26 protein-coding genes and 1 pseudogene are annotated in these 23,938 nt (G+C 35.0%); all 27 read left to right on the forward strand.

The features are described 5' to 3' along the window. The first annotated feature begins 55 nt into the window (after positions 1-55). The 27 genes and pseudogenes from ACQKNC_RS17860 to hpf all read left to right on the forward strand — a co-directional run bounded on the left by ACQKNC_RS17860 (position 56) and on the right by hpf (position 23,605). Positions 56-1,420 (forward strand): DEAD/DEAH box helicase, encoded by a 1,365-nt coding sequence (locus ACQKNC_RS17860; protein WP_427426096.1) that lies wholly within the window; start codon positions 56-58, stop codon positions 1,418-1,420. Next, entirely contained in the window at positions 1,420-2,010 is a 591-nt protein-coding gene (locus ACQKNC_RS17865; protein ID WP_427426097.1) for a ComF family protein, read from the forward strand. The genes ACQKNC_RS17860 and ACQKNC_RS17865 overlap by 1 nt, the downstream gene beginning before the upstream one ends. Before the next feature lie 86 nt (positions 2,011-2,096). Then, positions 2,097-2,510 (forward strand): TIGR03826 family flagellar region protein, encoded by a 414-nt coding sequence (locus ACQKNC_RS17870; protein ID WP_427426098.1) that lies wholly within the window; start codon positions 2,097-2,099, stop codon positions 2,508-2,510. A 254-nt stretch (positions 2,511-2,764) separates the two neighbouring features. Beyond that, positions 2,765-3,025, forward strand: coding sequence for a flagellar biosynthesis anti-sigma factor FlgM (gene flgM, locus ACQKNC_RS17875; RefSeq protein WP_427426099.1), 261 nt, complete (start codon positions 2,765-2,767; stop codon positions 3,023-3,025). A gap of 27 nt (positions 3,026-3,052) precedes the next feature. Beyond that, positions 3,053-3,553 (forward strand): flagellar protein FlgN, encoded by a 501-nt coding sequence (locus tag ACQKNC_RS17880; RefSeq protein ID WP_427426100.1) that lies wholly within the window; start codon positions 3,053-3,055, stop codon positions 3,551-3,553. Between the two features lie 65 nt (positions 3,554-3,618). Beyond that, positions 3,619-5,160 (forward strand): flagellar hook-associated protein FlgK, encoded by a 1,542-nt coding sequence (flgK, locus tag ACQKNC_RS17885; RefSeq protein ID WP_427426101.1) that lies wholly within the window; start codon positions 3,619-3,621, stop codon positions 5,158-5,160. Positions 5,161-5,189: 29 nt separating this feature from the next. After that, complete coding sequence (flgL, locus tag ACQKNC_RS17890; RefSeq protein WP_427426102.1) at positions 5,190-6,104, forward strand: flagellar hook-associated protein FlgL; 915 nt, start codon at positions 5,190-5,192, stop codon at positions 6,102-6,104. Positions 6,105-6,261: 157 nt separating this feature from the next. After that, complete coding sequence (locus ACQKNC_RS17895) at positions 6,262-6,825, forward strand: DUF6470 family protein (protein ID WP_427426103.1); 564 nt, start codon at positions 6,262-6,264, stop codon at positions 6,823-6,825. 16 nt (positions 6,826-6,841) lie between these two features. Next, positions 6,842-7,285, forward strand: a complete 444-nt coding sequence (gene fliW, locus ACQKNC_RS17900; RefSeq protein WP_427426104.1) for a flagellar assembly protein FliW — start codon at positions 6,842-6,844, stop codon at positions 7,283-7,285. Next, a complete protein-coding gene (gene csrA, locus ACQKNC_RS17905) occupies positions 7,285-7,503 on the forward strand; it encodes a carbon storage regulator CsrA (protein WP_427426105.1) in 219 nt (72 codons plus the stop codon). The genes fliW and csrA overlap by 1 nt, the downstream gene beginning before the upstream one ends. Positions 7,504-7,702: 199 nt before the next feature. Next, positions 7,703-8,533: a flagellin Hag gene (gene hag / locus ACQKNC_RS17910; protein WP_427426106.1), complete on the forward strand. Its 831-nt coding sequence runs from the start codon at positions 7,703-7,705 to the stop codon at positions 8,531-8,533. A 207-nt stretch (positions 8,534-8,740) separates the two neighbouring features. Next, positions 8,741-9,460: pseudogene (locus ACQKNC_RS17915) on the forward strand (IS256 family transposase); the annotation flags it as partial. A 231-nt stretch (positions 9,461-9,691) separates the two neighbouring features. After that, the gene (locus tag ACQKNC_RS17920; protein ID WP_427426107.1) at positions 9,692-11,362 is read left to right on the forward strand and encodes a motility associated factor glycosyltransferase family protein; all 1,671 of its coding nucleotides are present in this window, start codon (positions 9,692-9,694) and stop codon (positions 11,360-11,362) included. 11 nt (positions 11,363-11,373) lie between these two features. Beyond that, a complete protein-coding gene (locus ACQKNC_RS17925) occupies positions 11,374-11,721 on the forward strand; it encodes a hypothetical protein (RefSeq protein WP_427426108.1) in 348 nt (115 codons plus the stop codon). Between the two features lie 11 nt (positions 11,722-11,732). Beyond that, positions 11,733-12,704: a UDP-N-acetylglucosamine 4,6-dehydratase (inverting) gene (pseB, locus tag ACQKNC_RS17930; protein ID WP_427426109.1), complete on the forward strand. Its 972-nt coding sequence runs from the start codon at positions 11,733-11,735 to the stop codon at positions 12,702-12,704. A gap of 38 nt (positions 12,705-12,742) precedes the next feature. Beyond that, positions 12,743-13,900 (forward strand): UDP-4-amino-4,6-dideoxy-N-acetyl-beta-L-altrosamine transaminase, encoded by a 1,158-nt coding sequence (pseC, locus tag ACQKNC_RS17935; RefSeq protein WP_427426110.1) that lies wholly within the window; start codon positions 12,743-12,745, stop codon positions 13,898-13,900. After that, complete coding sequence (locus ACQKNC_RS17940; protein ID WP_427426111.1) at positions 13,897-14,625, forward strand: cytidylyltransferase domain-containing protein; 729 nt, start codon at positions 13,897-13,899, stop codon at positions 14,623-14,625. Before pseC ends, ACQKNC_RS17940 begins: the two co-directional genes overlap by 4 nt. A gap of 8 nt (positions 14,626-14,633) precedes the next feature. Beyond that, a complete protein-coding gene (gene pseG / locus ACQKNC_RS17945) occupies positions 14,634-15,668 on the forward strand; it encodes a UDP-2,4-diacetamido-2,4,6-trideoxy-beta-L-altropyranose hydrolase (RefSeq protein WP_427426112.1) in 1,035 nt (344 codons plus the stop codon). Then, positions 15,669-16,241 (forward strand): formyltransferase family protein, encoded by a 573-nt coding sequence (locus ACQKNC_RS17950; RefSeq protein ID WP_427426113.1) that lies wholly within the window; start codon positions 15,669-15,671, stop codon positions 16,239-16,241. 1 nt (position 16,242) lies between these two features. Next, positions 16,243-17,286 (forward strand): pseudaminic acid synthase, encoded by a 1,044-nt coding sequence (gene pseI / locus ACQKNC_RS17955; protein WP_427426114.1) that lies wholly within the window; start codon positions 16,243-16,245, stop codon positions 17,284-17,286. A 60-nt stretch (positions 17,287-17,346) separates the two neighbouring features. Continuing rightward, entirely contained in the window at positions 17,347-18,567 is a 1,221-nt protein-coding gene (gene fliB, locus ACQKNC_RS17960) for a flagellin lysine-N-methylase (protein ID WP_427426115.1), read from the forward strand. Positions 18,568-18,789: 222 nt separating this feature from the next. Continuing rightward, entirely contained in the window at positions 18,790-19,173 is a 384-nt protein-coding gene (locus ACQKNC_RS17965) for a flagellar protein FlaG (protein WP_427426116.1), read from the forward strand. A gap of 22 nt (positions 19,174-19,195) precedes the next feature. Beyond that, positions 19,196-21,409, forward strand: a complete 2,214-nt coding sequence (gene fliD / locus ACQKNC_RS17970) for a flagellar filament capping protein FliD (RefSeq protein ID WP_427426117.1) — start codon at positions 19,196-19,198, stop codon at positions 21,407-21,409. 41 nt (positions 21,410-21,450) lie between these two features. Further along, positions 21,451-21,810 carry a flagellar protein FliT gene (locus ACQKNC_RS17975; protein ID WP_427426118.1) on the forward strand — a complete coding sequence of 120 codons (360 nt, stop codon included), beginning with the start codon at positions 21,451-21,453 and terminating at the stop codon, positions 21,808-21,810. A 75-nt stretch (positions 21,811-21,885) separates the two neighbouring features. Beyond that, positions 21,886-22,296, forward strand: a complete 411-nt coding sequence (gene fliS, locus ACQKNC_RS17980) for a flagellar export chaperone FliS (RefSeq protein WP_427426119.1) — start codon at positions 21,886-21,888, stop codon at positions 22,294-22,296. Between the two features lie 210 nt (positions 22,297-22,506). Further along, positions 22,507-22,890, forward strand: coding sequence for a PilZ domain-containing protein (locus ACQKNC_RS17985; protein ID WP_427426120.1), 384 nt, complete (start codon positions 22,507-22,509; stop codon positions 22,888-22,890). A 163-nt stretch (positions 22,891-23,053) separates the two neighbouring features. Further along, entirely contained in the window at positions 23,054-23,605 is a 552-nt protein-coding gene (gene hpf, locus ACQKNC_RS17990; protein ID WP_427426121.1) for a ribosome hibernation-promoting factor, HPF/YfiA family, read from the forward strand. Positions 23,606-23,938 lie beyond the last annotated feature (333 nt).

The raw sequence follows: 23,938 nt of genomic DNA on the forward strand, positions 1-23,938 counted from the left end.
TGATAAACTCACGAAAATCGCTGATAAAAATCAACCACATGAAAGGAGCACAGCAATGAAATACAAAGGTTGGTTATTGCCACCTGCATTACGAGATTTTCATGAAGGGCGTATTTGGTTAAAGGAGCACGCCCCATTTTCAACAGTAGATATCGAGAAATCAATCAATCACAAATACTTCCTTATAATAGAAGGAATTCAAAAAGAACCACATCTAAAATGCAATCGTTGCCATAATGAGAATCCTCAGCAATTTATAACGTTTGATTGTTCAAGGTGCCAGCAGCAATGTATATATTGTAGACATTGTTTGAATATGGGTAGAGTGAGTAGCTGTACGCAATTGATAATCTGGACAGGCCCTCGCGCAATTAGGACAAGAAAGCATTCACTCGAATGGGCAGGGCAATTTACAGTGCTTCAACAGCGGGCAGCAAATGAAATGCTAGAAAGTGTGAAAGCTAAACGGTCTCATCTTATCCATGCAGTATGTGGAGCAGGAAAAACAGAGCTTCTTTTTCCAACTGTGCATTATGCGTTAGAGCAGGGCTTACGGGTATGTATCGCTACGCCTCGTACAGATGTAGTGCTAGAATTATATCCGCGCTTTCAAACGGTTTTCCCGCAAACGATAATCCATGCACTATATGGTGGATCGCCGAAGCAGGAGGGCTATGCACAGCTTGTGTTGGCTACAACTCATCAGCTTTATCGTTTTGAACGGGCGTTTGATGTCATGATTGTTGATGAGGCTGATGCATTTCCGTATACATTTGACGAAACCTTACAAAGTGCTGTGCAAAAGGCAAAAATAGAGAGCGCACCAATATTGTTGGTCACAGCAACACCTTCGCATAAATTACTTACTCAATATCAAAATAAAAGCTATTCTTTTATCCCGAAGCGCTATCATAATCGTCCATTACCAGTCCCTCGATTTAATTCCCTATGGAGCTATGAAAAAAGCTTAAAACGAGGAAAGATCCCACGAAAGCTAAAACAATGGACAGAGGAGCGTCTTGCACGCAAAGAGCCTTTTCTATTATTTTTCCCGAAAGTAGAGTTAATGAAAATAGCAACGCCTCTTTTCCAGTTATTAGATGCAAACATTTTGGCGGTACATGCCGAAGATCCTGAGCGTAAAGAAAAAGTGCTTAAACTACGTCATGAAGAAGTTCCGGGTTTATTGACAACAACTATTTTAGAAAGAGGAATTACGATAAAGAATGTCCAGGTTGCAGTTATTGGAGCAGAATCAACGATTTTTACTTCAAGTGCACTTATACAAATCGCTGGGCGGGTTGGACGAAATGCTGATTTTGCAGATGGAGACGTCGTATTTTTTCATCATGGCGTTACAGCTGGAATGGATGATGCACGTACAAAAATTCAATATTATAATATGAAAGGATTTCCGTAATGAATAAAATTGAAACACTTTGCTTATTATGCTCACAGCCACTGCAATCAGTAATTTCATGGGAAATACTTTTAACAAAACAATTTCAACCAACCATCTGTGATAGGTGCTCAGTTCGATTTGAACATTCCCAAACAACAACTGCACTTTATCAATATAACGATGCGATGAAAGATTATTTGCATCAATATAAATTTCTTCAGGATGTCGCACTCGCGAAAGTATTTCGGCAGGAACTATATGCGCTATTCAAAGATGAAAAAGCAACCATAATACCGATTCCTATGCACCCCCTCAAACAAAGGGAACGTACCTTTTCGCATATGGAGGAGCTATTAAAGGCTGCTAATATTCCTTTTATACAAATTTTAGAAAAGACAACGATAGAAACGCAAAGTTCCAAAAATAGAGAGCAACGAATCCAAGCAACACCCCTTTTCCGTCTGATGGCTGAAGCACATGTAGAGCATAAAGATTATCTTCTTTTTGACGATATTAAAACTACAGGGACAACTTTAAGGCATGCTACTGAGGTTTTATTAAATGCAGGTGCCAAAAATGTCAAAAGCTTCACACTAATTAATGGATGAAAATGCTAATGCATTGTGTATAATAGTTTATGAGTATATAAGATTCGTATTTATTAGCTGTTATAATGTAAGAGGAGGAAGAATAGATGGCAGAGGTTCGTAATTGTCCGAAATGTAATGAGTTTTTTAATTATACAGGGATCAGAGAAGTATGTCATAAATGCGCTCAATCTGAAGAGGAGTTATATCAAATCGTTTATCGCTTTCTACGTAAACGTGAAAACCGTGCTGCGACAGTAGAACGTATTGTTGAAGCAACTGGAGCTGAAGAGGAGTTATTGTATAGATGGGTACGCAAGGGGCGCTTGCAGCCTGCGATGTTCCCTAATCTTGGCTATCCATGTGACAACTGTGGTCATCTAACGACAAAAGGCAAACTTTGTACAAAATGTCAGGATGAGTTGAAGTCGGATTTACGTACATTTGACGCAGCGAAGGAGTTCCGTGACAGTGTGGCAGAACGTGATCGTGTAACATATCACGCAGAACGAAAACGTTAACTTCTTTAAGCGAGTGTCCAAACACCCGCTTAAAGAAGTTAAAGCCTCCGGCGGATGTCACAGAATCGGAAAGGAGTCCTTTGTGCAAGCACAAAGCCGATTCAGGACGCAATTATGCCGAGGCATAATTGATGGGTCTAAAGTGTGTTAATTTTAAACAAAATTAGCACACTTTTTTATATTTGAAAACTTAACATTATGTGAGACAATCCGAAATAATAGGAAGATAAGCTTTTTAGTTAGGAGGGTATTAAATGAAAATTACATCTTATGGGATTAATGCAGTGAATGCCTATAAAAATCAGGTGCGCAATGTAAAACCAGGCGCTAACAAGGCATCCTTCGCAGATAAAATCGAAATTTCAAAGACTGCACAGAAGATGCAAGGAGTTTCAACATACAGCACAGAGCGTGCAGAACGCGTAAAACAATTAAAAGAAGATATCGCTTCTGGTGAATACAAAGTGAACGCTCGCAAAGTTGCAGAAGATATGCTGAAATATTATCGTTTCTAAGGAATATCAGAAAGGGTGCTTAGCAATATGTCTATAGAAGCGATTTCTTCTACACTAACAATGCTAGAAAGAATGCATAAAAGCTTACTTGAACTAGCCATTAAAAAAACTGAAATCATTACAGTTGGGGATATCAAAGCACTGGACCAAATGCTCAAGGATGAGCAGGCGCATGTAGCGGCCATCGATAAGCTCGAGCAACAGCGTCAGAAACAGGTAACGGACTACCTTGAAGCAAAAGGATTTGCTTCAACTGACAAAGTAACTGTCGCTGATGTCATCGAGGCTGCTGAACAACAAGCAGACAAAGACACGCTCTCAGCAGTTCGCAATCGATTATTGCAAATCATCAACGACTTAAAAAAACAAAACGATTTAAATCAAAAACTAGTGTTCCAATCACTACAATTTGTCAATCTGACATTGGGTACCTTACGACCTCAGACCGAGCAAATGAACTACTCTGGTAGTGAGATTCGCGGAACAAATAAAGTTGCTAAAAAATCATTTTTTGATTCTCAAGCTTAGTTTCTTGCACCCATGCAAGAAATTTTGCTTGGAATTATAAACGTACATAAAAAGGAGGAAAAAAAATGCGCTCAACATTTATGGGCTTAGAAGCTAGTAAACGTGGTTTATTTACACAACAAACAGCTTTATACACAACAGGACATAATATTTCCAATGCAAATTCATTAGGGTTCACTCGCCAACGGGCAAATATGCAAGCGACTCCTGGTTTTCCAACTGCAGGCTTAAATCAGCCTGTCTATCCTGGACATCTTGGAACAGGGGTAGAAGTAAGCTCGATTCAACGCCTCCGCGATCAATTTACCGATCGACAATATCGTCAAGAAACGAATAAGTTGGGTTATTGGGATTCAACAGCAAAATCGATTTCGCAGATGGAAGATATCATGTCAGAGCCTTCAGAGTTTGGTATTAACCAATCATTTACAGATTTTTGGAAGTCAATGGAGGACGTTATTGACAATCCAAAAGATACAGCTGCTCGTCAGGTATTAATATCCAAAGGGAAAGCAATTGCTGAGTCCTTTAATTATATGGATAGACAGCTAAAACTTATCCAAGGTAATATCGGAAATGAAATTAATGTATCGACGGATAAAGTGAATTCAATGCTTAAACAAATTGCTGCTCTTAATAAACAAATTCAGGAAGTTGAGCCGAGTGGTTATGTACCAAATGATTTATACGATGCGCGTGATGTATTAGTAGATCAGTTAAATGAATATATTCCTGTATCTGTTTCATTGCAAAAATCAGGTGGTTTAGCAAAAGATGTAGCTGAAGGTTCAATGACGATTACATATGTATCAGCAGACGGTACTCCTATTAAATTAGTTGATGGTAGAGAATATGCTGCCCTTGCAACGATGGATACAAACGGTCAGCGCATCGATGGTGAGGTAGATGATCAAACGACAGGGAGCTACGCTAACTTTAAGGAAATTAAAATTTCTGCTGTTGGCGAGCCGCCAGGAGATCCAGCAGCAGGAATTGCAATTGATTACAGTCAAATGGACCCTGGTAAAGGTAAATTACGTGCATTGATTGATGCGTATGGACATAGCGGTGGACAAGGTACTTATCCAGAAATGCTTGCTAATTTAGATAATTTAGCGAAAGAATTTATATCAAAATTTAATGAAGTTCATAGTAAAGGTTTTGGTTTAGATGATAGTACAGGTCAAAACTTTTTCTCTGGGACGACTGCACGTGATTTTGACGTAGCGATTACTGATGCGAAGCAGGTAGCTGTATCTGATACGAAGGGCGAGGTTGGTAATAACCAAAACATGCGTAAGTTAGCAGAGCTACAATCGCAGGCTCAAGATAACTTAAAGAAAGGTACATTTCAAAACTATTATAAATCATTAGTAGGGGACTTAGCGGTTAAGGGACAGGAAGCTACGCGTAGTGCATTCAATTCTGAAACGATGCATTTGGAGATTTCTAAGCGTCGTGATTCAATGAACTCAGTTTCCTTAGATGAAGAGATGACTAATATGATTACATTCCAGCAAGCATACAATGCCAATGCACGTATGATTACAGTGGTAGATGAAACATTAGATAAGATCATCAACGGTATGGGGAGAGTAGGGCTATAATAGCCACTTAACTAAGAGGAGATAAATTTATGCGCGTTACACAATCAATGTTATCGAGTAATATGCTACGCAATTTAAATACAAGCTATAGTAAAATGTCTAAATATCAAGATATGTTGGACTCAGGTAAAGTAATTACAAGACCATCCGATGATCCAGTTATAGCGGTAAAGGGAATGGGCTATCGTATAGATCTTGATAAAAACCAGCAATACCAACGAAATCTACGTGAAGCAAATACATGGTTAGATACAACAGACGAAGCGCTAGATCAAGTAGGCGGAGCATTAAAACGTGTAAAAGAGCTTATTGTACAAGCAGCTAACGATACAAATACTCCTGAGGAACGTCAAAAAATCAATGCAGAAATGCAACAAATTAAGGAACAATTGCGTGATATAGCAAATACAAAAGTGGGAGAAAACTATATCTTTTCAGGCACGCATACAAACCAACCGCTTTATAATGATAAAACAGGGCCACAAAACCCAGGTATTACTACTGGAGGGCAGAAGCCAATAGAAATCAACGTTTTTGATGGTGTCCCAATGAATATTAACACTCCAGGTACTGATTTGTTTAAGGATATTGATGGGTTTATGGAGCATGTAACAACACTTTTAGAAAATGGTGCAACAGGTCCGGAGATTAGCGATGCACTTGGTTTAAAAGTAAGTGGCAGTGCAATTCCTGGTTTAGATAGTATTTATGAAAGTACATTAACTTTAAGAGCAGATGTCGGAGCGCGTCAAAATCGTGTAGAGATGATGGGAAATCGACTGAGTCTTCAAGAAGTTAATGTAACAAAACAACTATCTGCCAATGAAGACACAGACTATGCGAAGACGATTACAGACATGGTAACACAGGAATCCATTCACCAAGCCGCTCTATCCGTAGGAGCAAAAATCATTCAGCAAACCTTAGTAGATTTTATCCGATAAAATCTACTAAGGTTCTGCCCCGAAAGCGAAGCGACAGGGGCAAACGCGAAGCGAAAGGTTCTGCCCCGAAAGCGAAAGGTTAGGGGTAAATTTTATAATGAATAACAGAGCGTTTGGACAATATGTTCAGACGCTTTTCTTGAAAGGAGAGTTATAAATGAGACTTCCACAAATTCAAATTCACACAACTGATGCAAAAATAGAACTTGAAATTAGCAAGCCTCAACAGCATATTGAACAGCCAAAAGCTACTCAATCTATTGAACAACCAGCAGCCATCTTAGAGATTCATACAACTAGAGGCGTTTTACAAATCGACTCTTCCCAAGCAAGACGAGATATAGGGATGATAAGCCCTTTGGAGTCTAGTGCAAACTATGCAGAAGAAGGTAGACAAGGGGCACTTGAGGGAATGGCACGTAGAGCAAGAGAGGGACGTCAATTAATGGAGAATGCAGGTAAAGGACTAGGACGTGCGACAATTCAAAATATCGCAAAACAAAACCATGGACCTCATCGTGTTCCATTTAACATTAAATTTGTACCTTCTGTAGGCTCTGTTAAAATCGACTACACACCAGGTACTACAGAAATTAATTTTGAGAGAAGAGAACCAATAATTGACGCAAAGGTGAACAAACCTATTATCGACTACACACCTGGTAACGTAACTAGTACAATGGTACAAAGACCAGATGTTAACATTGACGTCATTATTTAAAGGAGCGCATGAAAGAATGAAAATAGCTACTAAATTTTTAGGTGAAATCGAAATTAAAGAACAAGATATTTTAACATTTGAGCAAGGTTTATTAGGTTTGGAAGATTACAAAAAGTTTGTGTTACTGCCAATAGATGCAAATCTTCCATTAGTATTGCTCCAATCAGTTGATCAAATGGAAATTGGCTTTGTAATAGCGTATCCATTTGCCTTCAAAAAAGATTATAGCTTTGATATTAGTGACGAGGATCGTGAGCAACTACAAATTGAAAAAGAGGAAGAAGTTCTTACATATACTATTGTTACAATGAAAGAAACTTTAGAGGATTCTACTATTAATTTGCTAGCACCTATAATTATTAATATAGATAAAAAATCAGGTAAACAAATTGTCCTCCAAGATAATAAGTCGTATCCACTACGCTTCCCAATGCAAACATTGGAAGGAAGTGCGAAATAATGCTAGTGCTCTCACGTAAAAAAGATGAATCTATTATGATAGGTGATCAAATAGAAATTAAAATATTAGCAGTGGATGGCGAACAAATTAAAATTGGCATTGTAGCACCCAAAACAGTGAAAGTACATCGCTCCGAAGTTTTTGAAGCTATCCAAGCACAGAATAAGGAAGCATTATCAACATCATCAAGCTTCTTAGAACAGCTAAAGAAAAAATAAAGACTATGTGCTTTAGCTAAAATTTTAAACTAGCAATCTATTACATAAAAAAATAAAAAAATTTTTAAAAAACTATTAAACATTTCCAACTAATTACGATATATAGATTGTAAGGGGCAGGAAGTACATACATACTACCTAATCCGAAATTCCACACGGATGTGGAATAACAAAACAAACATTCAAGGAGGAATTCCAAATGAGAATTCAACACAACATTTCAGCTTTAAACACACACCGTAACCTTTCTTTCAACAACACAGAAGCTTCTAAAAACCTTGAGAAGTTATCTTCGGGTTACAAAATCAACCGTGCTGGCGATGACGCTGCTGGTTTAGCAATCTCTGAAAAAATGCGCGGACAAATCCGTGGTCTTGACATGGCAACTAAAAACTCTCAAGACTCAATCTCTTTAATCCAAACGGCTGAGGGTGCGCTTAACGAAACACACGCAATCCTACAACGTATGCGTGAATTAGCAGTTCAATCTCGTAACGATACTAACGATGAAGCTACTAATGACCGTACTAACCTAAACGATGAAGTTGCGCAACTTCAACAAGAAATTACACGTATTGCAAATCAAACTGAATTTAATAACAAAAAATTATTAAATGGTTCTCAAAGTACAAATGGATTAACATTCCAAATTGGTGCGAATACAGGTCAAACTATTAACCTTAAAATTACAACAATGACAGCAACTAAATTAGGTGTTGCTACTGCTGCTGTAAAAGTTGATAAAGGTTCTGCTGCTTCGAAAGCTATTGCTACTATTGATGCTGCTATTAACACAGTTTCTAAAACTCGTTCTGGTTTAGGTGCTGTACAAAACCGTTTAGAACACACAATCAACAACTTAGGTGCTGCTTCAGAAAACTTAACAGCTGCAGAATCTCGTATCCGTGATACTGATATGGCAAAAGAAATGATGAGCTTCACTAAAAACAACATTTTAATGCAAGCTGCTCAATCTATGTTGGCTCAAGCTAACCAACAACCACAAGGTGTTTTACAATTATTACGATAATCAATATAAAGACCTATTAATACAAAAACAACCAGTCGGCGAAAAAAATCGTCGACTGGTTGTTTTTTAGGATAATATTAAATATAGTAGTATGAAAAATTTAAGACTATATATAAATATTTTAGAAAATATAATGGATAACTTTATTAAATAACATTAATAGCTTGAGCACTAAAAGAGAGTATAAAATATTTTGTGTGAATTTAAGATTACGAAAAATATGAACGAATCGGCTTCAACTCTGGCAATTCAAGCAATGGTTCGTATTCACGCACATTACATAGAATACGGTGATTTAAACATCCAGACTCCACATGACCGCAACGCTGAGTTCAAACAACAGACCGTTGCACCCTATAAACGCTCAAATGACACAATAGAATCAACGGTCATTCATCTCTTCACAAAAGGGATTCCAATGTCGGAGATCGCTGGTTTAATTGAAAAGGTGTATGGCCATCATTACACACCGCATACGATTTCGAACATGACAAAAGTGGTCACAGAACAGATAGAAGCCTTTAATAAACGTCCCTTAAACGGACGTTATGTCTGCGTTTACTTAGATGCGACGTATATTCCAGTTTGGCGTGAACCAGTGTCCAAAGAAGCTGTTTATATTGCAGTTGGTATTCTTGAAGACGGCTCAAAAGAAGTACTATCCTATACTTTGAACCAACTGAATCTGCGCACAACTAGCAGGAACTTTTCACAGAACTCAAAGAATGTGGTGTCGAAGAAGTTCCTCTGTTTATTTTTGATGGCTTAAAAGGCATGGTGGATGCAATTTCTACGGTCTTTCAGAAGGCACAGAACCAAACTTGTCTATTATATGTAGCACGCAATATCTCACACAAGGTCTGTGTAGAAAATCGTCAAGAAATCTGTGATAACTTTAAAACAATTTACAAGGTGGTGAATAAAGAAGCCTGAATTTAGGTTATTGGGAAGGGTTAACCCTTCCCAATAACCAAATTCATTCCTTCGAACAAATCATTTAAATATCAAAAAGTGATGATCTATAAGAAAAGGTTGGATTGTCATTTACACAAAAATATTGACAGTCTCAACTATAAGTCGATTTTAACTATTAATTTTTATGTAAACTTGATATATCATTATTCTCGTCGATAAATAATATATAAGAGGTGAGAGTTTATGGACATAATTAATATAGAAGAATCTAAAGTAAAATTACCAACACTTAAATATAGAGGAGTCTATTTGCATAGTAAATATGATCCAGAGAATGAAGCAGTAAATTTTATTGAAAAAAAATACAAACCTGCGAATATACAAATATTGATTGGTTATGGTTTGGGATATATATACAAAGAGTTAGTTAATAGAAAATCATCCAAAGAAAAAATAATTGTTATTGATCCTTTGATAAGCAAAACTTGTGGTAATACCCAAGACTTAATTTTATTAGAAGAAATAAATGCAGTAGCATTAAAAAAATTTTTTAATAAACATATATCGGTAATAGATACGCTAAATATAATTATTTCAATTAATTATGACAAAGTATTAAAAGAGAATTTGAAGTTAATATTAACGATGTTGGAGGAAAAAGTTAAATCTAATGAAATTGTGGAGAATACAATACAGTTTTTCTCAAGTCAGTGGCATGAAAATTATATAAAGAATTTAAAATTTGCAATAAGAGATAATCCTGTAGGTAAATTATTTAAAAAGAAATTTACTTGTCCTATTGTAATAGCGTCAGGTGGTCCATCACTAACAAAACAAATACCTTTAATAAAAAAATATAGGGATAAATTTATATTAATAGCAGCCGGGACTACTATTAATTCTTTAATAAAGAATGATATAAGACCAGACTTTGTTATTTCAGTTGATGGAGGAGAAATAAATCATAAACATTTTGAGAACTTACATATTGAAGATTTCCCGTTAATTTATTGTCCAACCGTTCATTACGGTATACGTGAAAAATTTAAAGAAGGATATTATTTTTTACCGCTAATAGAATCTGATTTACAATTCCATTATTCCCGTTTTTCTAATAATGAAATAGATATTATTATGGACGGAAGTTCTGTTGCAAATTATGCATATAATTTAGCACTACTAATGACTACAGGACCTGTGGCAATGATAGGGCAAGATTTAGCATATACAAGTGGTTTAACACACGCTGAAGGAAATTTGAACAAAAAAAATATTCGAGATAATAGTGAATTTTCTCGAAAATTAATAGAGAGAGAAGGATATTTTGGAGAACCGGTTTTAACTGATAATGTTTTTTTGCAAATGAGAGATATATTTGAAGTGGTTTTACAATCCTTTGATGCAAATAGTAGATCTTATAATTGCACAGAAGGAGGATTAAAAATAAATTCATTTAACCAAATTACGTTTGTAAGTTTTTTAAAGGATTTCACAAACGAACCTGTGCAAATATCAAAAGAAAATATTGTAAGTATGTCAATACAAGCTCAAACGTTAAAGAAAGAGTTAGCTAAGGATGTTTCAAATATTAAAGAATTAATTAAGTTATTTGAGAAAGCACTAAACTTGTTGGACAATAATAATTCCGAAATAGAATACGAAGCTCATACTATAAACAAATTAGACGAAATTGATAATCAAATTCAAACTTTAATCAAATTTACTAGTCTTGAATTTGCATTTAATTTAATAAACTTAAGGCTATTTAAATATTTTAAAATAGATGAGTCTTTTGATCGAGCAGAAAAATTTAAAGTTTCATTTGATCAAAATAAATATATGTATAGCGAAATGCTAAATGTATCAAAAGATTCATTAAAGTTAATAGAAAAAGAAATAGAATATATTAAATAGGAGAAAATGACATGGAAAAAGTAATGGTAATTAAAGAAACAATGGAAAGTTATGATAGTTATATTGATAAGCTAGGTCCAGGCACAGAAATTATTATTAATCAAATTCAAAACGAAGAATACCAAGAAGCTAAACAAAATTTATTAAATTTGCTAGAAGGATTGATGTGGCTAGTAGAAGTAAATAATATGTTAAGTGAATTAAATTATTTTAGTTCTTTGGATAATAATAAAATAAATAGCTTGTCAGAAGATATGCTTGAAGCTATGGAGCAAAATGATTTTAATTTATGTGCTGATATTTTACAATATGAAGTTAAAGATCTAGTGAATACATTAAGAAAGTATAGTAATAATTAGGGAGCAATTTTATGAATAATTTAAAAGAAAAAACTATTCTTGTAACAGGCGGTACAGGCTCTTTTGGTAAAAAATTCATCAGAAAAGCACTTACACTAGGTGTAAAAAAAATCATCGTTTTCAGTCGTGATGAACTAAAGCAATATGAAATGAAGCAAGAGTTCCAAGATGAACGCATTCGATTCTTTATTGGTGATGTTCGAGATAAAGACCGTTTATACCGTGCGTTTGATGGTGTGGATATTGTGATTCATGCAGCAGCTATGAAGCATGTTGATGCTTGTGAGTATAATCCGTTTGAGGCAGTAAAAACAAATATTCACGGTGCACAAAATATCATTGAAGCTGCGATTGATCGTGGTGTAGAAAAGGTTATTGCACTTTCTACAGATAAAGCATGTAGCCCAGTAAATTTATATGGTGCTACAAAGCTAGCATCAGATAAATTATTTGTCGCGGCTAATGCCTATGTAGGAGAAAAGAAAACACGTTTTGCGGTTGTCCGATATGGGAATGTAGTAGGGAGCCGTGGCAGTGTTGTGCCATTCTTTAAAAAGATTAAAGATACAGGCAAATTACCTATTACCGATGAGCGTATGACACGTTTCTGGATTACCTTGGATCAAGGTGTGCAATTTGTATTAGATAATTTAGAGCGTATGTACGGTGGTGAAATTTTTGTGCCGAAGATTCCGAGCATGAAGGTAACTGATTTAGCAAAAGCGATAGCTCCAGAATGTGAAATTGAGATTATCGGAATACGTCCTGGTGAAAAACTTCATGAAGCGATGATTATGGAAGATGATGCTCGTCATACAATAGAATTCGATGATTACTATATTATTCAGCCAGAGCTTGCTTGGTGGCCTCAAGGGAAATTAAATGGTGGGAAGGTTTTACCTAATGGGTTTGCATATACCAGCGATAATAATACTGAATGGTTAACTATAGAACAATTAAAAGATTTAGTAGAAGAAATGTAGTCTTTGACTACATTTTTTCTTTAAGGAGGTTATATAGAATGAGAGATACATATTTACCTTATGGACAACAATGGCTAGATGACGAAGATATTCAGGCTGTGGTGGATGTATTAAAGGGCAGTTACTTAACAACTGGTCCAACAATTGCGAAATTTGAAGAATCTGTAGCTGAATATGTTGGTGCTAAATATGCTATAGCATTTTCAAATGGTACAGCTGCACTTCACGGGGCTTGCTTTGCTGCAGGTGTTGGTGAAGGAGATGAAGTTATTACAACACCAATAACATTTGCGGCGAGTGCAAACTGTGTACGTTATGTAGGTGGTACAGTTGTTTTTGCAGATATTAAGGAAGATACATATAATATAAATCCAACAGAAATTGAAAAGAATATCACACCACAAACAAAGGCAATCATTCCTGTGCATTTTACAGGACAACCTGTACAGTTAGATGAAATTCATGCTATCGCAAAGAAGCATAACTTAATTGTAATTGAAGATGCAGCACATGCACTCGGTGCTAAGTATAAAGGGCAAAAGATTGGTGCATTAAGTGACATGACGATGTTTAGCTTTCATCCTGTGAAGCATGTCACTACCGGTGAAGGTGGCGTCATTACAACAAATAATGAATTTTATTATAAAAAGCTATTACAATTCCGTTCACATGGTATTACGAGAGATACGAAGAGTATAATTAAAAATGATGGTCCTTGGTACTATGATATGCAGTTTTTGGGCTACAATTATCGAATGACAGATATTCAGGCTGCTTTGGGAATAAGTCAGATGGAAAAACTTGATAGTTTTGTTGCGCGCCGTTGTGAAATTGCACAAATGTATGATGAAGCATTTAAAGATAATGAGTTATTAATAACACCTCAGCAACTTCCAGAAAGTTATTCAAGCTGGCATTTATATGTTATTCAACTAAATCCTGAAAAACTTAATGCAACGCGTAAGGAAATATTTGATGCATTAGTGGCGCAAAATATTGGTGTGAACGTGCATTATATACCCGTGCATACATTGTCATATTATCAGGAGTTAGGCTATAAAGAAGGCTCAATGCCAAAAGCTGAAGCGTTATATAAGGTAATGATTACATTGCCGCTTTTCCCTAAAATGACAGATAGTGATGTATATGATGTAGTCGTAGCAGTATTAAGTGAGCTAGAGAAGGTGAGTAAATGAGAGTTGTAGCAATTATTCAAGCGAGAATGGGCTCAACACGCTTACCTGGTAAAATATTGAAAAAGGTAAACGGAAGGCCACTACTTTCCTATCAGCTAGAGCGTTTAAACGATAGTACATTCATTGACGAATTTGTCATCGCAACAACAAGAGAAGAGCAAGATGATGAAATTGTCAATTTTTGTGAACAACAAAATATCTCGTATTATAGAGGCTCTGAAACAGATGTATTGGCAAGATATTATGAAACTGCAGTTGAATTTAACGCAGACGCTATTGTAAGAATTACATCCGATTGCCCTATTATTGATGTACAGGTTGTTGATAAAACGATAGGTTTTTTTCTAGAATATGGCCATTTTGATTACGTCTCAAATACACTAGAGCGTACATATCCACGAGGATTAGATACAGAAATTTTTACGATTGCAGCTTTAGAAAAAGCTTATAAAGAAGCTTCATTAGAAAGAGATCGTGAGCATGTAACTGCGTATTTTTATACAAATCCTAATATTTTTAAAATTGCTAATGTAATAAATGATTTTGATTTTAGCAATTTTCGCTGGACAGTAGATACAATAGAAGATTTTGAACTAATTAAAAATATAATTCAGGCATTATACGTTAAAAATTCACGATTCACCTTACAGGACACGGTAAATGTGATGAAAGAAAATCCAGATTGGTTTCATATTAATGCTCATATTGAACAAAAGAAATTATAGGTGATAGTATGAACGTATTTATCCGAGTAGATGCTTCCATTGAAATGGGCACAGGACATGTAATGCGTTGTTTAACTTTAGCTCATAGACTTGAAAAAGAAGGAAAAAATATAGCATTTATTTGTAGACGTGCAGAGGGTGACTGTATAGATTTATTAGGACAGCAAGGCTTCTATGTATATAAATTGCCTATTAATAAAGGTTCTTTATGGACATATGTATCAGAACAATGGGAAAAAGATGCTGAGGAAACCATTGAAATATTACGCCAACATTATGTGGAAATGTTAATTATTGACCACTACTCAATAGATTTTAAATGGGAACTAGCTATACGACCATTTACTAAAGAAATAATGATAATTGATGATTTAGCCAATCGTCAACATGATTGTGATATTTTACTGGATCAAAACTTTTATTTGAATATGGATTCTAGATACGATGGTTTAGTACCTTCTACTGCGAAATTGTTACTTGGTCCAACTAATGCTTTATTACGTGAAGAGTTCATTGAAGCGAAAAAATATATTAAATCTTTTAAAGGTAAAATTGAAAGGTTATTTGTTTTCTTTGGTGGCAGTGATCCCACGAATGAAACAGAAAAAGTTCTATTGGCAATTAAGCCGATTATAGACCATTATAATTTAGTTGTAGACGTAGTTGTAGGTAATTCGAATCCGAACAAATTGAAAATCAAACGACTATGTAATGAAATTGAAAAAGCCCATTATCATTGTCAAGTAAATAATATAGCAGAATTAATGACACATGCAGATTTAGCAATTGGGGCTGGGGGAGCAACTACATGGGAAAGAATATTTTTACAACTACCCACAATTGTAATTGCTGTGGCAGAAAATCAGATTGAAATTGCAAAAGCCACGCATCAAAAGGGAGTATGTATATATTTAGGGCTTTGGAACGAAGTTTTTATTAAAGATATTCAAAATGCTATTGGAGAAATGCTCAATTCTAGTATTATAATTAACAAAATGATCTCAAATATGGAAAATTTCTTTACAGGAGGGAGCATTGAGTAAATGAATATATTATATTTAGGACCATACCGAGAGAGTTTTTTAAGTAAATTACAGGACGCTAATGAAGAAGTTTACAGAACTGAAGAAAAAATATCGTTAGAATTTATCAAATTAAATAAATTTGATTTTGTAATCAGCTTTGGATATAGACATATCGTTTCTCAGGAAATTATTGAATATATGCAAAATAAAATAATTAATTTGCATATATCTTATTTGCCATGGAATCGAGGGGCTGATCCAAATTTTTGGAGTTTTATTGAAGATACAAAAAAGGGTGTTACAATCCATTTAATTGATGAAGGTGTTGATACCGGAGATATTATTGTTCAAAAAGAAGTGAGGTTTCAAGATGATATTACATTACGTGAAACCTATAATATTTTAACAAAGGAAATTGAAGAACTTTTTTTTAGGTATTGGACAGCAATCCGCTTAGGCGATTATATACCAGTTGTGCAAAATAATTATGAAGGTAGTCTCCATTATAGTAAGGATAAAGAGAAGTATAATTATTTGTTAGTGAATGGTTGGGATACGCCCATATCTAAAATGATAGAAATGAGGAAGTAATATGGATTTTAATTTATCGTTATTAAACAATTCAACTAGACCATTTATCATTGCTGAAATGTCAGGGAATCATAATCAGTCCCTCAAGCGTGCTTTAGAAATAGTAGAGGCTGCAGCTGCTTCAGGAGCACATGCATTAAAAATTCAAACATATACAGCAGATACATTAACTCTAAATGTAGACTCTCCTGATTTTATTATTAATGATATCGAAAGTTTGTGGAAGAATAGGAAATTATATGACCTTTATAATGAAGCATATACTCCATGGGAATGGCATAAGCCAATTTTTGATCGTGCTAAAGAACTAGGAATGATTGCTTTTAGTACGCCATTTGATGAAACAGCGGTTGATTTTTTGGAGGAGTTAGACGTACCACTCTATAAAATTGCCTCTTTTGAAAATACAGATTTACCATTAATAAAAAAAGTAGCGTCAACAGGAAAACCGATGATTGTATCCACTGGAATGGCAACATTAGCCGAGTTAGATGAGCTGGTTCGTACGGCAAAAGAGGCGGGATGTAAAGACCTAGTGTTGTTAAAATGTACGAGTACCTATCCAGCTACACCTAATAACACAAATATCTTAACAATTCCACATATGAAGCAGTTATTTGAAGATGTGCAAATCGGGTTATCAGACCATACAATGGGGATTGGGGTGTCTGTAGCAAGTGTTGCATTAGGCGCAACGGTCATTGAAAAACATTTTACACTAAATCGAGCTGATGGTGGTGTAGATGCCACATTTTCGATGGAACTAGCTGAAATGAATGCACTTGTAGAAGAAACAGAACGCGCTTGGTTAGCTATGGGAAAAGTTACTTATGGTCCAACAGAAAAAGAAAAGGCGTCATTAAAATTCCGTCGATCTATTTATGTATCCAAAGATATAAAAGCCGGCGAGAAATTTACAAAAGAAAATATAAAAATTGTACGTCCCGGTTATGGATTACAGCCAAAGTTTTTCGATCATGTACTAAATAAAAAAGCTGGAAAAGATTATATAGCGGGTACGCCTTTAAAATTTGAGGATTTATAAAAAAACGAACTAAGAAGACTTGTAATAGATTATTTTTATAAGTGTATAGGATGTGAAAATATGAGACAAATATTAATACCGGAATATATGGAAGACTTTAAGTGTATAGGTAGTGCTTGTGAAGATACTTGTTGTGCCGGTTGGAATATAACAGTGGAGAAGAAAACATATCAAACATATCGTAAAGTGCGTCATCCGGAGATGGCTGAGAAACTACTAAAATATGTGAAGAGAAATCGTAAAGATCATGATGACTCTATTTATGCTAAGTTTATTTTAGATGACAATAAAAATTGTCATATGATGCTAGAGGATGGGTTATGTAGTATTCATAAGGAATTAGGAGAAGAATTTTTATGTAATACATGTGCTGTTTATCCAAGATACCTTTCACGTGTTGGTAATGTAACTGAAAAGAGTTTAACATTATCTTGTCCAGAAGCTGCGAGAGTTGTTCTACTACGTAAAGAAGGTTTAGGCTTTATTGAAACGGAAGAACCAAAAAATACACGTGGTCAAATTAATAAGGAACTAGTATTAGAAAAATATCCTTATTTTTGGGATTTACGGGTTTTTACAATACAACTTCTTCAAAGTCGCCAACAACCTATTGAAATTCGTTTAATTATTTTAGGGCTTTTCATACAAAAGATTGAACAATTACAGCCAAGTGAGTTGGAACATGAGCTACCACTCATTATGCAGGATTATCTAAATCGTTTAGATAATGATGAATTTATTGAATCATTAGAAAATATTAAAGGTAACTTAAATTTTCAACTGAATTTAGCACGTGCTTTAATTCGTCTTCGTATAACAAGTGGTATTGCTTCAGAGAAATATGTAACCATTCTTCATCAATTAATAGAAGGCCTAGCTTTGGAAGAGGATGAAGAAAAAGAAGTACAGGATATAGAAACAATCATTACGAAATATCAAGATTCTTATACTCATATATATGAACCGTTTATTAAAGAAAATGAATATATGTTTGAAAATTATATTGTGAACTATGTATTTAAAAATCTATTTCCATATGATTATCAGACAATATTTGATAGTTATATGATGCTTGTTGTCCATTTTACATTAATTAAGTTGCATTTAATTGGCATGGCCTCTAAACAACAACAATTAACGCAAGAAATGTTTATTGAATGTGTCCAACAGCTTGCTAAAGTTATCGAACATACCCCTACTTATTTGCAAGAGGTACGGGAAGGTATGGTGAATTTAGGATATACAACAATGGGGCATATGTTTGTGATGATTAGTAAGTAAACTATTAATATTAGATAAACATTTCTTCTTTTTGAGTGTTTTAATATTTTATAAGAACAGAAAATATTTAAGAAAGCCTTTGGTTCAGAAGCACATTCTGAGCTAGAGGCTTTTTTGATGAGAAAGGTCTTATAGAAAGTAGTTACTTTAAAAAGGTGAAACATTCCTAAAAACTTCCGATACTAAATATAAGAATAAGAAATGTTTAGGAGGTTATATTTAATGCGTATTGTAGTACAAGGTCAATCAACAGATATAATAACTGCTACGTCATCTAATATTCCTAAGAAAGTTGTTTTAGAGGAACTTCCGATGACAACTGTTAAATCGCAGTCAGTAGCTCAATCACGAGAACTACCAACTTCTGAAGATCAAGAGATATCAAAAGACAAGCTTCAAAATGTGGTTGATACTGTAAACGAGTTTTTACAAATAAATCATTATGCTTCTAAATTTGTGTTGCATGACGGTTTGGATAGTTATTTTATACAGCTTGTCGATGCTCAAACAGAAGAAGTCGTAAAAGAAATCCCGCCCAAAAAACTTTTAGATGCATTTTATGAGATGCAAAAGCTATTAGGCATGATTGTAGACAAAAAAATATAAGAAACTTTAGGAGGAAAATAGAATGGTCAATAGAATCGGTGGTTTAGCATCCGGTATGGATATCGATGAATTAGTAAAAAAATTAATGTCTTCGGAAAGAGCCCCTTTGAATAAACTATATCAACAAAAACAAAAGTATGAATGGCAACGTGACGCGTACCGTAGTGTAAATACAAAACTTAAAACATTTGATACTTATATTGCAGATAATTTTGTAATAAAAAACTTAAATTCAAAAACTGCTTCTAGCTCAAATTCAGACTTAGTGTCAGCTGTTGCCACAAGTAAAGCAAGTGGTACGCTTTCAATAGAAGGTGTTTCACAATTAGCTGAGGCTGCTCGTATTACAGGTGGACAAATTAATGCTACTGGTTCAACGCAAATGAGCAAGTTAGCTAGTGGTCCAATTACATTAAAAGCTCCTAATGGTAAAGAGATAGAAATCGATATTACAACTGATATGACAGTTGATGATTTTGTAGAGCAAGTAAATAAAAAGAATGCTGGCTTAACAGCAGTATTTGAAAATGGACGTTTCTCCTTCACAGCTAAAGATACTGGTAAAGGAAAAATTGAAATAACTGGGAATATAGCAGATATGAATATCTCTGGCCAAGACATGTCCAAGGAGGGTAAAAATGCTATTTTCCAAATAAATGGTATCGCGACAGAACGTTCATCAAATACCTTCTCATTTAATGGATATAATATTACATTAAAATCTACATTTAATGAATCAACAACCCAAATTGGATTTAATGAGGCTGCTCAGGAAAATTTAACAAATGCAAAGACAAACTTAGAGGATCTATATAATAAACTTGCGACTAAATATCGTGTAACTTTTAATATTGGTGATAATTATGATACACAATTTAACGCAATTATGAATGAAATTGAAACAGAGACTACAAGTCGTCAGGCAAAGGTAGATAGTGCAAGGTCAGCGTTGGATACTTCTAGAAATGTACCAAGTGCGGCAGTTCAAGCATTATCTGATGATGCGAAAAAATTTATTAATTCATTAAGCGAAAAGCAAAAAGTTGCACTAGCAGCGAAGGATTTCTCGAAGGATAGTTTAGAGGACTTAGGCTTAACACAGGAGCAAATGGATACATTCCAAGCTTTATCTAAAGATGATAAAGCTGCAATTGATGCATTAAGTAAAGAGGAGTTAACGCAAACAGCAGGAAATGTGTACGATGCTTTATCGGCTGATACGAAAAAAGCTTTATTAAGCAGTAACTCGTTAGCAGAATTAAAGGCTGATACAACACTCTCTCAAGCAGATCAAGATATTCTCGCACATTTGACAGAGGAGGATTATAAGGCAATTAAGGATGTTGGTACAAAGACGGGGGAATTAGCTTTAGCTAATACTGAATTGGCTGATGTTAACAGTGATAAAGCAAATTTAACTGGAACGAAAAACATGTATGATGATGCAAAGAACACGGTTGATAATGCTGCTAAACCACCAGCAGATACTGTAACAACTACCCCTGTTAAATTAACATCTACTACAAACGTAGATGAAATGATGGATAAAATTAAAGAATTTGTAAATACGTACAACGGTTTGGTTAAAGATTTTAAAGATCAGACAACTCAAACAAAGTATCGTGATTATGCACCTTTAACATCAGAGCAAAAAGAATCAATGAAAGAAAATGAAATTAAGCTTTGGGAAGAAAAAGCGAAAAGTGGTTTACTTCGTAGCGATTCACTTCTTCGTGACGGACTTTCTAAAATGCGCTCACTTGTTTATGAACCAGTGCCAGGGCTTGAAGACTCGAAATTCAATACTTTATACAGCATTGGTATTACTACAACGAAAAATTACAATGATGGTGGTACGTTAGAAATTGACCAGGATAAATTGCGTAAAGCGTTAGAGGAAGATCCAGATGCAGTAGCACGTCTATTTAGAAACGAAAGTGGTAAAGAAAAAGATGTTACAAAAGATGGTAAAGTTGTTGATACACGCGGCTATCTTGCAAATCTGCGTAGCTCAATGAAAGAGTTTGAAGTCTCGATTGAGCAAAAAGCTGGTCGTTCCTCAATGACAGCCTCTCAGTATACACTAGGAAAAAATCTACAAGATGTAGATACACGCATTTCTACATGGCAAGACAAGCTGAAAAACGTAGAAGCACGTTATTGGAAACAATTCACAGCAATGGAGCAAGCAATCAATAAAGCAAACCAGCAATCTAGTCAGTTAATGAAAGGATAACGTTTTTGTGATGTTTCTAATTAGCAAAGTAGGAGAATATTATGCAACTAATAGATCAACTATTACAGATATCAGCTAATTTATTTAAGCTTTTAGGTGATATTCCAAATGGCGAAGAGCGTGATGAATACATTGACAATATTAATAGGATGTTGGACAAGCGTGGAACTATTATTGAAGGTTTGGCTCAAGTAGGCTTTCAATTCGACGAACAGAATCGCATTCATCAAACGTTACTTGAATTAGATAATGGGATAAAGGAACGATTGGCTGCTGTCATGAGCGCCGTAAAACAGGATATGGCAAACCTACAAAAAACGAAAAAAAGTGAAGAGCAATACTTTAATCCTTACTCGAATGTTCGTGTGATGGACGGTATGTATTACGACAAAAAGAAATAACTTTACCTATTAGCTTTTTTTCATAAAATGGTTTAAACTAGTAAAAAAGTAACCTTTCAAAGGAGTTGTCCTTTATTGGCAGCAAATTTAACAGCACAAAATGCATATAAACAAAATAGTGTTACCACTGCTTCCCCTGGTGAGCTGACGTTAATGCTTTATAATGGGTGTTTAAAGTTCTTGCACAAGGCTAAACTGGCAATTCAAGAAAAGAATATCCAAGAAAAAAATACAAATTTAATAAAAGCACAGGCAATTATTAGTGAGCTTATGGCGACATTAAAGATGGATATCGAAATATCAAAAAATATGTTTGCTCTCTATGAATATATGAATCGTCGTTTAGTCGAGGCAAATATTCAAAGTGATGTCGCTATTATTGAAGAAGTTGAGGGATTAGTGACGGAATTCCGTGATACATGGAAAGAAGTTATTCGCATTAATCGACAACAGCAATTCGGTCAGGGTAACACTGGACAAATTTAGACAACACAAGAGGCCATCTTTTCATGATGGTCTCTTTTCTTTATAAGAAAGACGAGGCACTGCATTTTTATCATACAAAAGGGGCCATATAAATAATCAAAAAATAGGTCTTTAATCGGTGGAATATGTTACTTATTCCCTCTAGATGAAAAACATGCATCGTGTCATAATCAACTAAATAGATGTTTAGAATAGTATTGGGGTGGGTAGATGAAATTTAAACGCCAAGAAGGTTTTCGATTTAAGTTCGATGAGCCTGTTAAAATGACTTTTGCAATATATGAGGATGGTAGAGTCAATCAAGCACAAACGGCAATGGCTGTCTTGCTTGATATTAGTCCACGAGGTATAAAGATGTTTACTGAGGTGGATTTAGGTGTTAATCCTCCTCCATTGGATTTACGCTTTGTTCTTGATACAAGAGAGGTACGAGCTTATGGTGAAATCATTTGGAGTCGTCCTTTTGGCAAGGGCAAGCAGTATGGCGTGAATTTCAATGATCAAGAAGCGGTTGAAGATTTGATTGTTGAAGAGTTGAAATTGCGCCGAAGAAAAGAAGCTGATGAGGCAAAACTAAATAACATCCATTTATAAAGTGAAACTTTCATCAGTGGGGGATTTTGTTCATCCCTGTTTTCGCTGATACTGCCAATTAATGAGGAAAAAAATTTTTTTGTGAAAAAAAGAATTATTTTAGAGGAATTTCGCACACTTGTGTAGAAATATAAAGTATAGCAGTTATAAAGGAGGAGTTTACATGTTAAACTTTAACATTCGTGGTGAAAATATTGAGGTAACTCCAGCTATTCGAGAGTATGTTGAGAACAAAATCGAGAAAGTTGAGCGCTATTTTAACGAAGATGTTAACGCCAACGCTAACGTAAATTTAAAGGTTTACAATGACAAGCAAACTAAAGTGGAAGTTACAATTCCAATGAAGAACTTAACTCTTCGTGCAGAAGAGCGTCATAATGATATGTATGCTGCGATTGACTTAATTGTTGATAAATTAGAACGTCAAATTCGTAAGCATAAAACAAAAGTAAACCGTAAATTCCGTGAGCGCGAAGGTACTGGCCTTTATTTTGCTACCTCTCAAGCAGCAGCTGATGCAATAACAGAGGAAGACGAATATTCAATTGTTCGTACAAAGCAATTTGATTTAAAACCGATGGATCAAGAAGAAGCTGTCTTACAAATGAATATGCTAGGACATGATTTCTATATCTTTACAGATGCAGAATCAAACGGCACAAATATTGTCTACAAACGCAAAGACGGTAAATACGGCTTAATTGAAACAACTTAAACTTAATATGACCAAGGGCTCTCGCTATGCGGGAGCCTTTTTTATCTTCATTCAGTAGAAATTATCGCCTATATAGGTGCTTGGATGAATGCATGTATATCTTTTCAGCAAACGCCTACTGAATGAAGATAAGCCTCTGGCAGATATCACGGATTTTGAAAGGAGTTAAAATAAGGATGTTAGCCTAAAACCGTCGCATCCTGCGACAACGGCTAACTGACCTACGTCGTGTTACTGCCGCTACGTTAGTACTACGCTTTCGCACAAAAAACATCTGCAGGCCTAAGCACAATTCAAAATCCGGATGCATTGTTTATCTGTGCGAAAGCGAAG

Source organism: Lysinibacillus sp. NPDC094177 (assembly GCF_050279145.1).
Lineage (GTDB): Bacteria > Bacillota > Bacilli > Bacillales_A > Planococcaceae > Lysinibacillus.

Coding starts and splice junctions, on each gene's coding strand:
- ACQKNC_RS17860 (WP_427426096.1), top strand. CDS start 56: ATGAAATACAAAGGTTGGTTATTGCCACCTGCATTACGAGATTTTCAT.
- ACQKNC_RS17865 (WP_427426097.1), top strand. CDS start 1,420: ATGAATAAAATTGAAACACTTTGCTTATTATGCTCACAGCCACTGCAA.
- ACQKNC_RS17870 (WP_427426098.1), top strand. CDS start 2,097: ATGGCAGAGGTTCGTAATTGTCCGAAATGTAATGAGTTTTTTAATTAT.
- flgM (WP_427426099.1), top strand. CDS start 2,765: ATGAAAATTACATCTTATGGGATTAATGCAGTGAATGCCTATAAAAAT.
- ACQKNC_RS17880 (WP_427426100.1), top strand. CDS start 3,053: ATGTCTATAGAAGCGATTTCTTCTACACTAACAATGCTAGAAAGAATG.
- flgK (WP_427426101.1), top strand. CDS start 3,619: ATGCGCTCAACATTTATGGGCTTAGAAGCTAGTAAACGTGGTTTATTT.
- flgL (WP_427426102.1), top strand. CDS start 5,190: ATGCGCGTTACACAATCAATGTTATCGAGTAATATGCTACGCAATTTA.
- ACQKNC_RS17895 (WP_427426103.1), top strand. CDS start 6,262: ATGAGACTTCCACAAATTCAAATTCACACAACTGATGCAAAAATAGAA.
- fliW (WP_427426104.1), top strand. CDS start 6,842: ATGAAAATAGCTACTAAATTTTTAGGTGAAATCGAAATTAAAGAACAA.
- csrA (WP_427426105.1), top strand. CDS start 7,285: ATGCTAGTGCTCTCACGTAAAAAAGATGAATCTATTATGATAGGTGAT.
- hag (WP_427426106.1), top strand. CDS start 7,703: ATGAGAATTCAACACAACATTTCAGCTTTAAACACACACCGTAACCTT.
- ACQKNC_RS17920 (WP_427426107.1), top strand. CDS start 9,692: ATGGACATAATTAATATAGAAGAATCTAAAGTAAAATTACCAACACTT.
- ACQKNC_RS17925 (WP_427426108.1), top strand. CDS start 11,374: ATGGAAAAAGTAATGGTAATTAAAGAAACAATGGAAAGTTATGATAGT.
- pseB (WP_427426109.1), top strand. CDS start 11,733: ATGAATAATTTAAAAGAAAAAACTATTCTTGTAACAGGCGGTACAGGC.
- pseC (WP_427426110.1), top strand. CDS start 12,743: ATGAGAGATACATATTTACCTTATGGACAACAATGGCTAGATGACGAA.
- ACQKNC_RS17940 (WP_427426111.1), top strand. CDS start 13,897: ATGAGAGTTGTAGCAATTATTCAAGCGAGAATGGGCTCAACACGCTTA.
- pseG (WP_427426112.1), top strand. CDS start 14,634: ATGAACGTATTTATCCGAGTAGATGCTTCCATTGAAATGGGCACAGGA.
- ACQKNC_RS17950 (WP_427426113.1), top strand. CDS start 15,669: ATGAATATATTATATTTAGGACCATACCGAGAGAGTTTTTTAAGTAAA.
- pseI (WP_427426114.1), top strand. CDS start 16,243: ATGGATTTTAATTTATCGTTATTAAACAATTCAACTAGACCATTTATC.
- fliB (WP_427426115.1), top strand. CDS start 17,347: ATGAGACAAATATTAATACCGGAATATATGGAAGACTTTAAGTGTATA.
- ACQKNC_RS17965 (WP_427426116.1), top strand. CDS start 18,790: ATGCGTATTGTAGTACAAGGTCAATCAACAGATATAATAACTGCTACG.
- fliD (WP_427426117.1), top strand. CDS start 19,196: ATGGTCAATAGAATCGGTGGTTTAGCATCCGGTATGGATATCGATGAA.
- ACQKNC_RS17975 (WP_427426118.1), top strand. CDS start 21,451: ATGCAACTAATAGATCAACTATTACAGATATCAGCTAATTTATTTAAG.
- ACQKNC_RS17985 (WP_427426120.1), top strand. CDS start 22,507: ATGAAATTTAAACGCCAAGAAGGTTTTCGATTTAAGTTCGATGAGCCT.
- hpf (WP_427426121.1), top strand. CDS start 23,054: ATGTTAAACTTTAACATTCGTGGTGAAAATATTGAGGTAACTCCAGCT.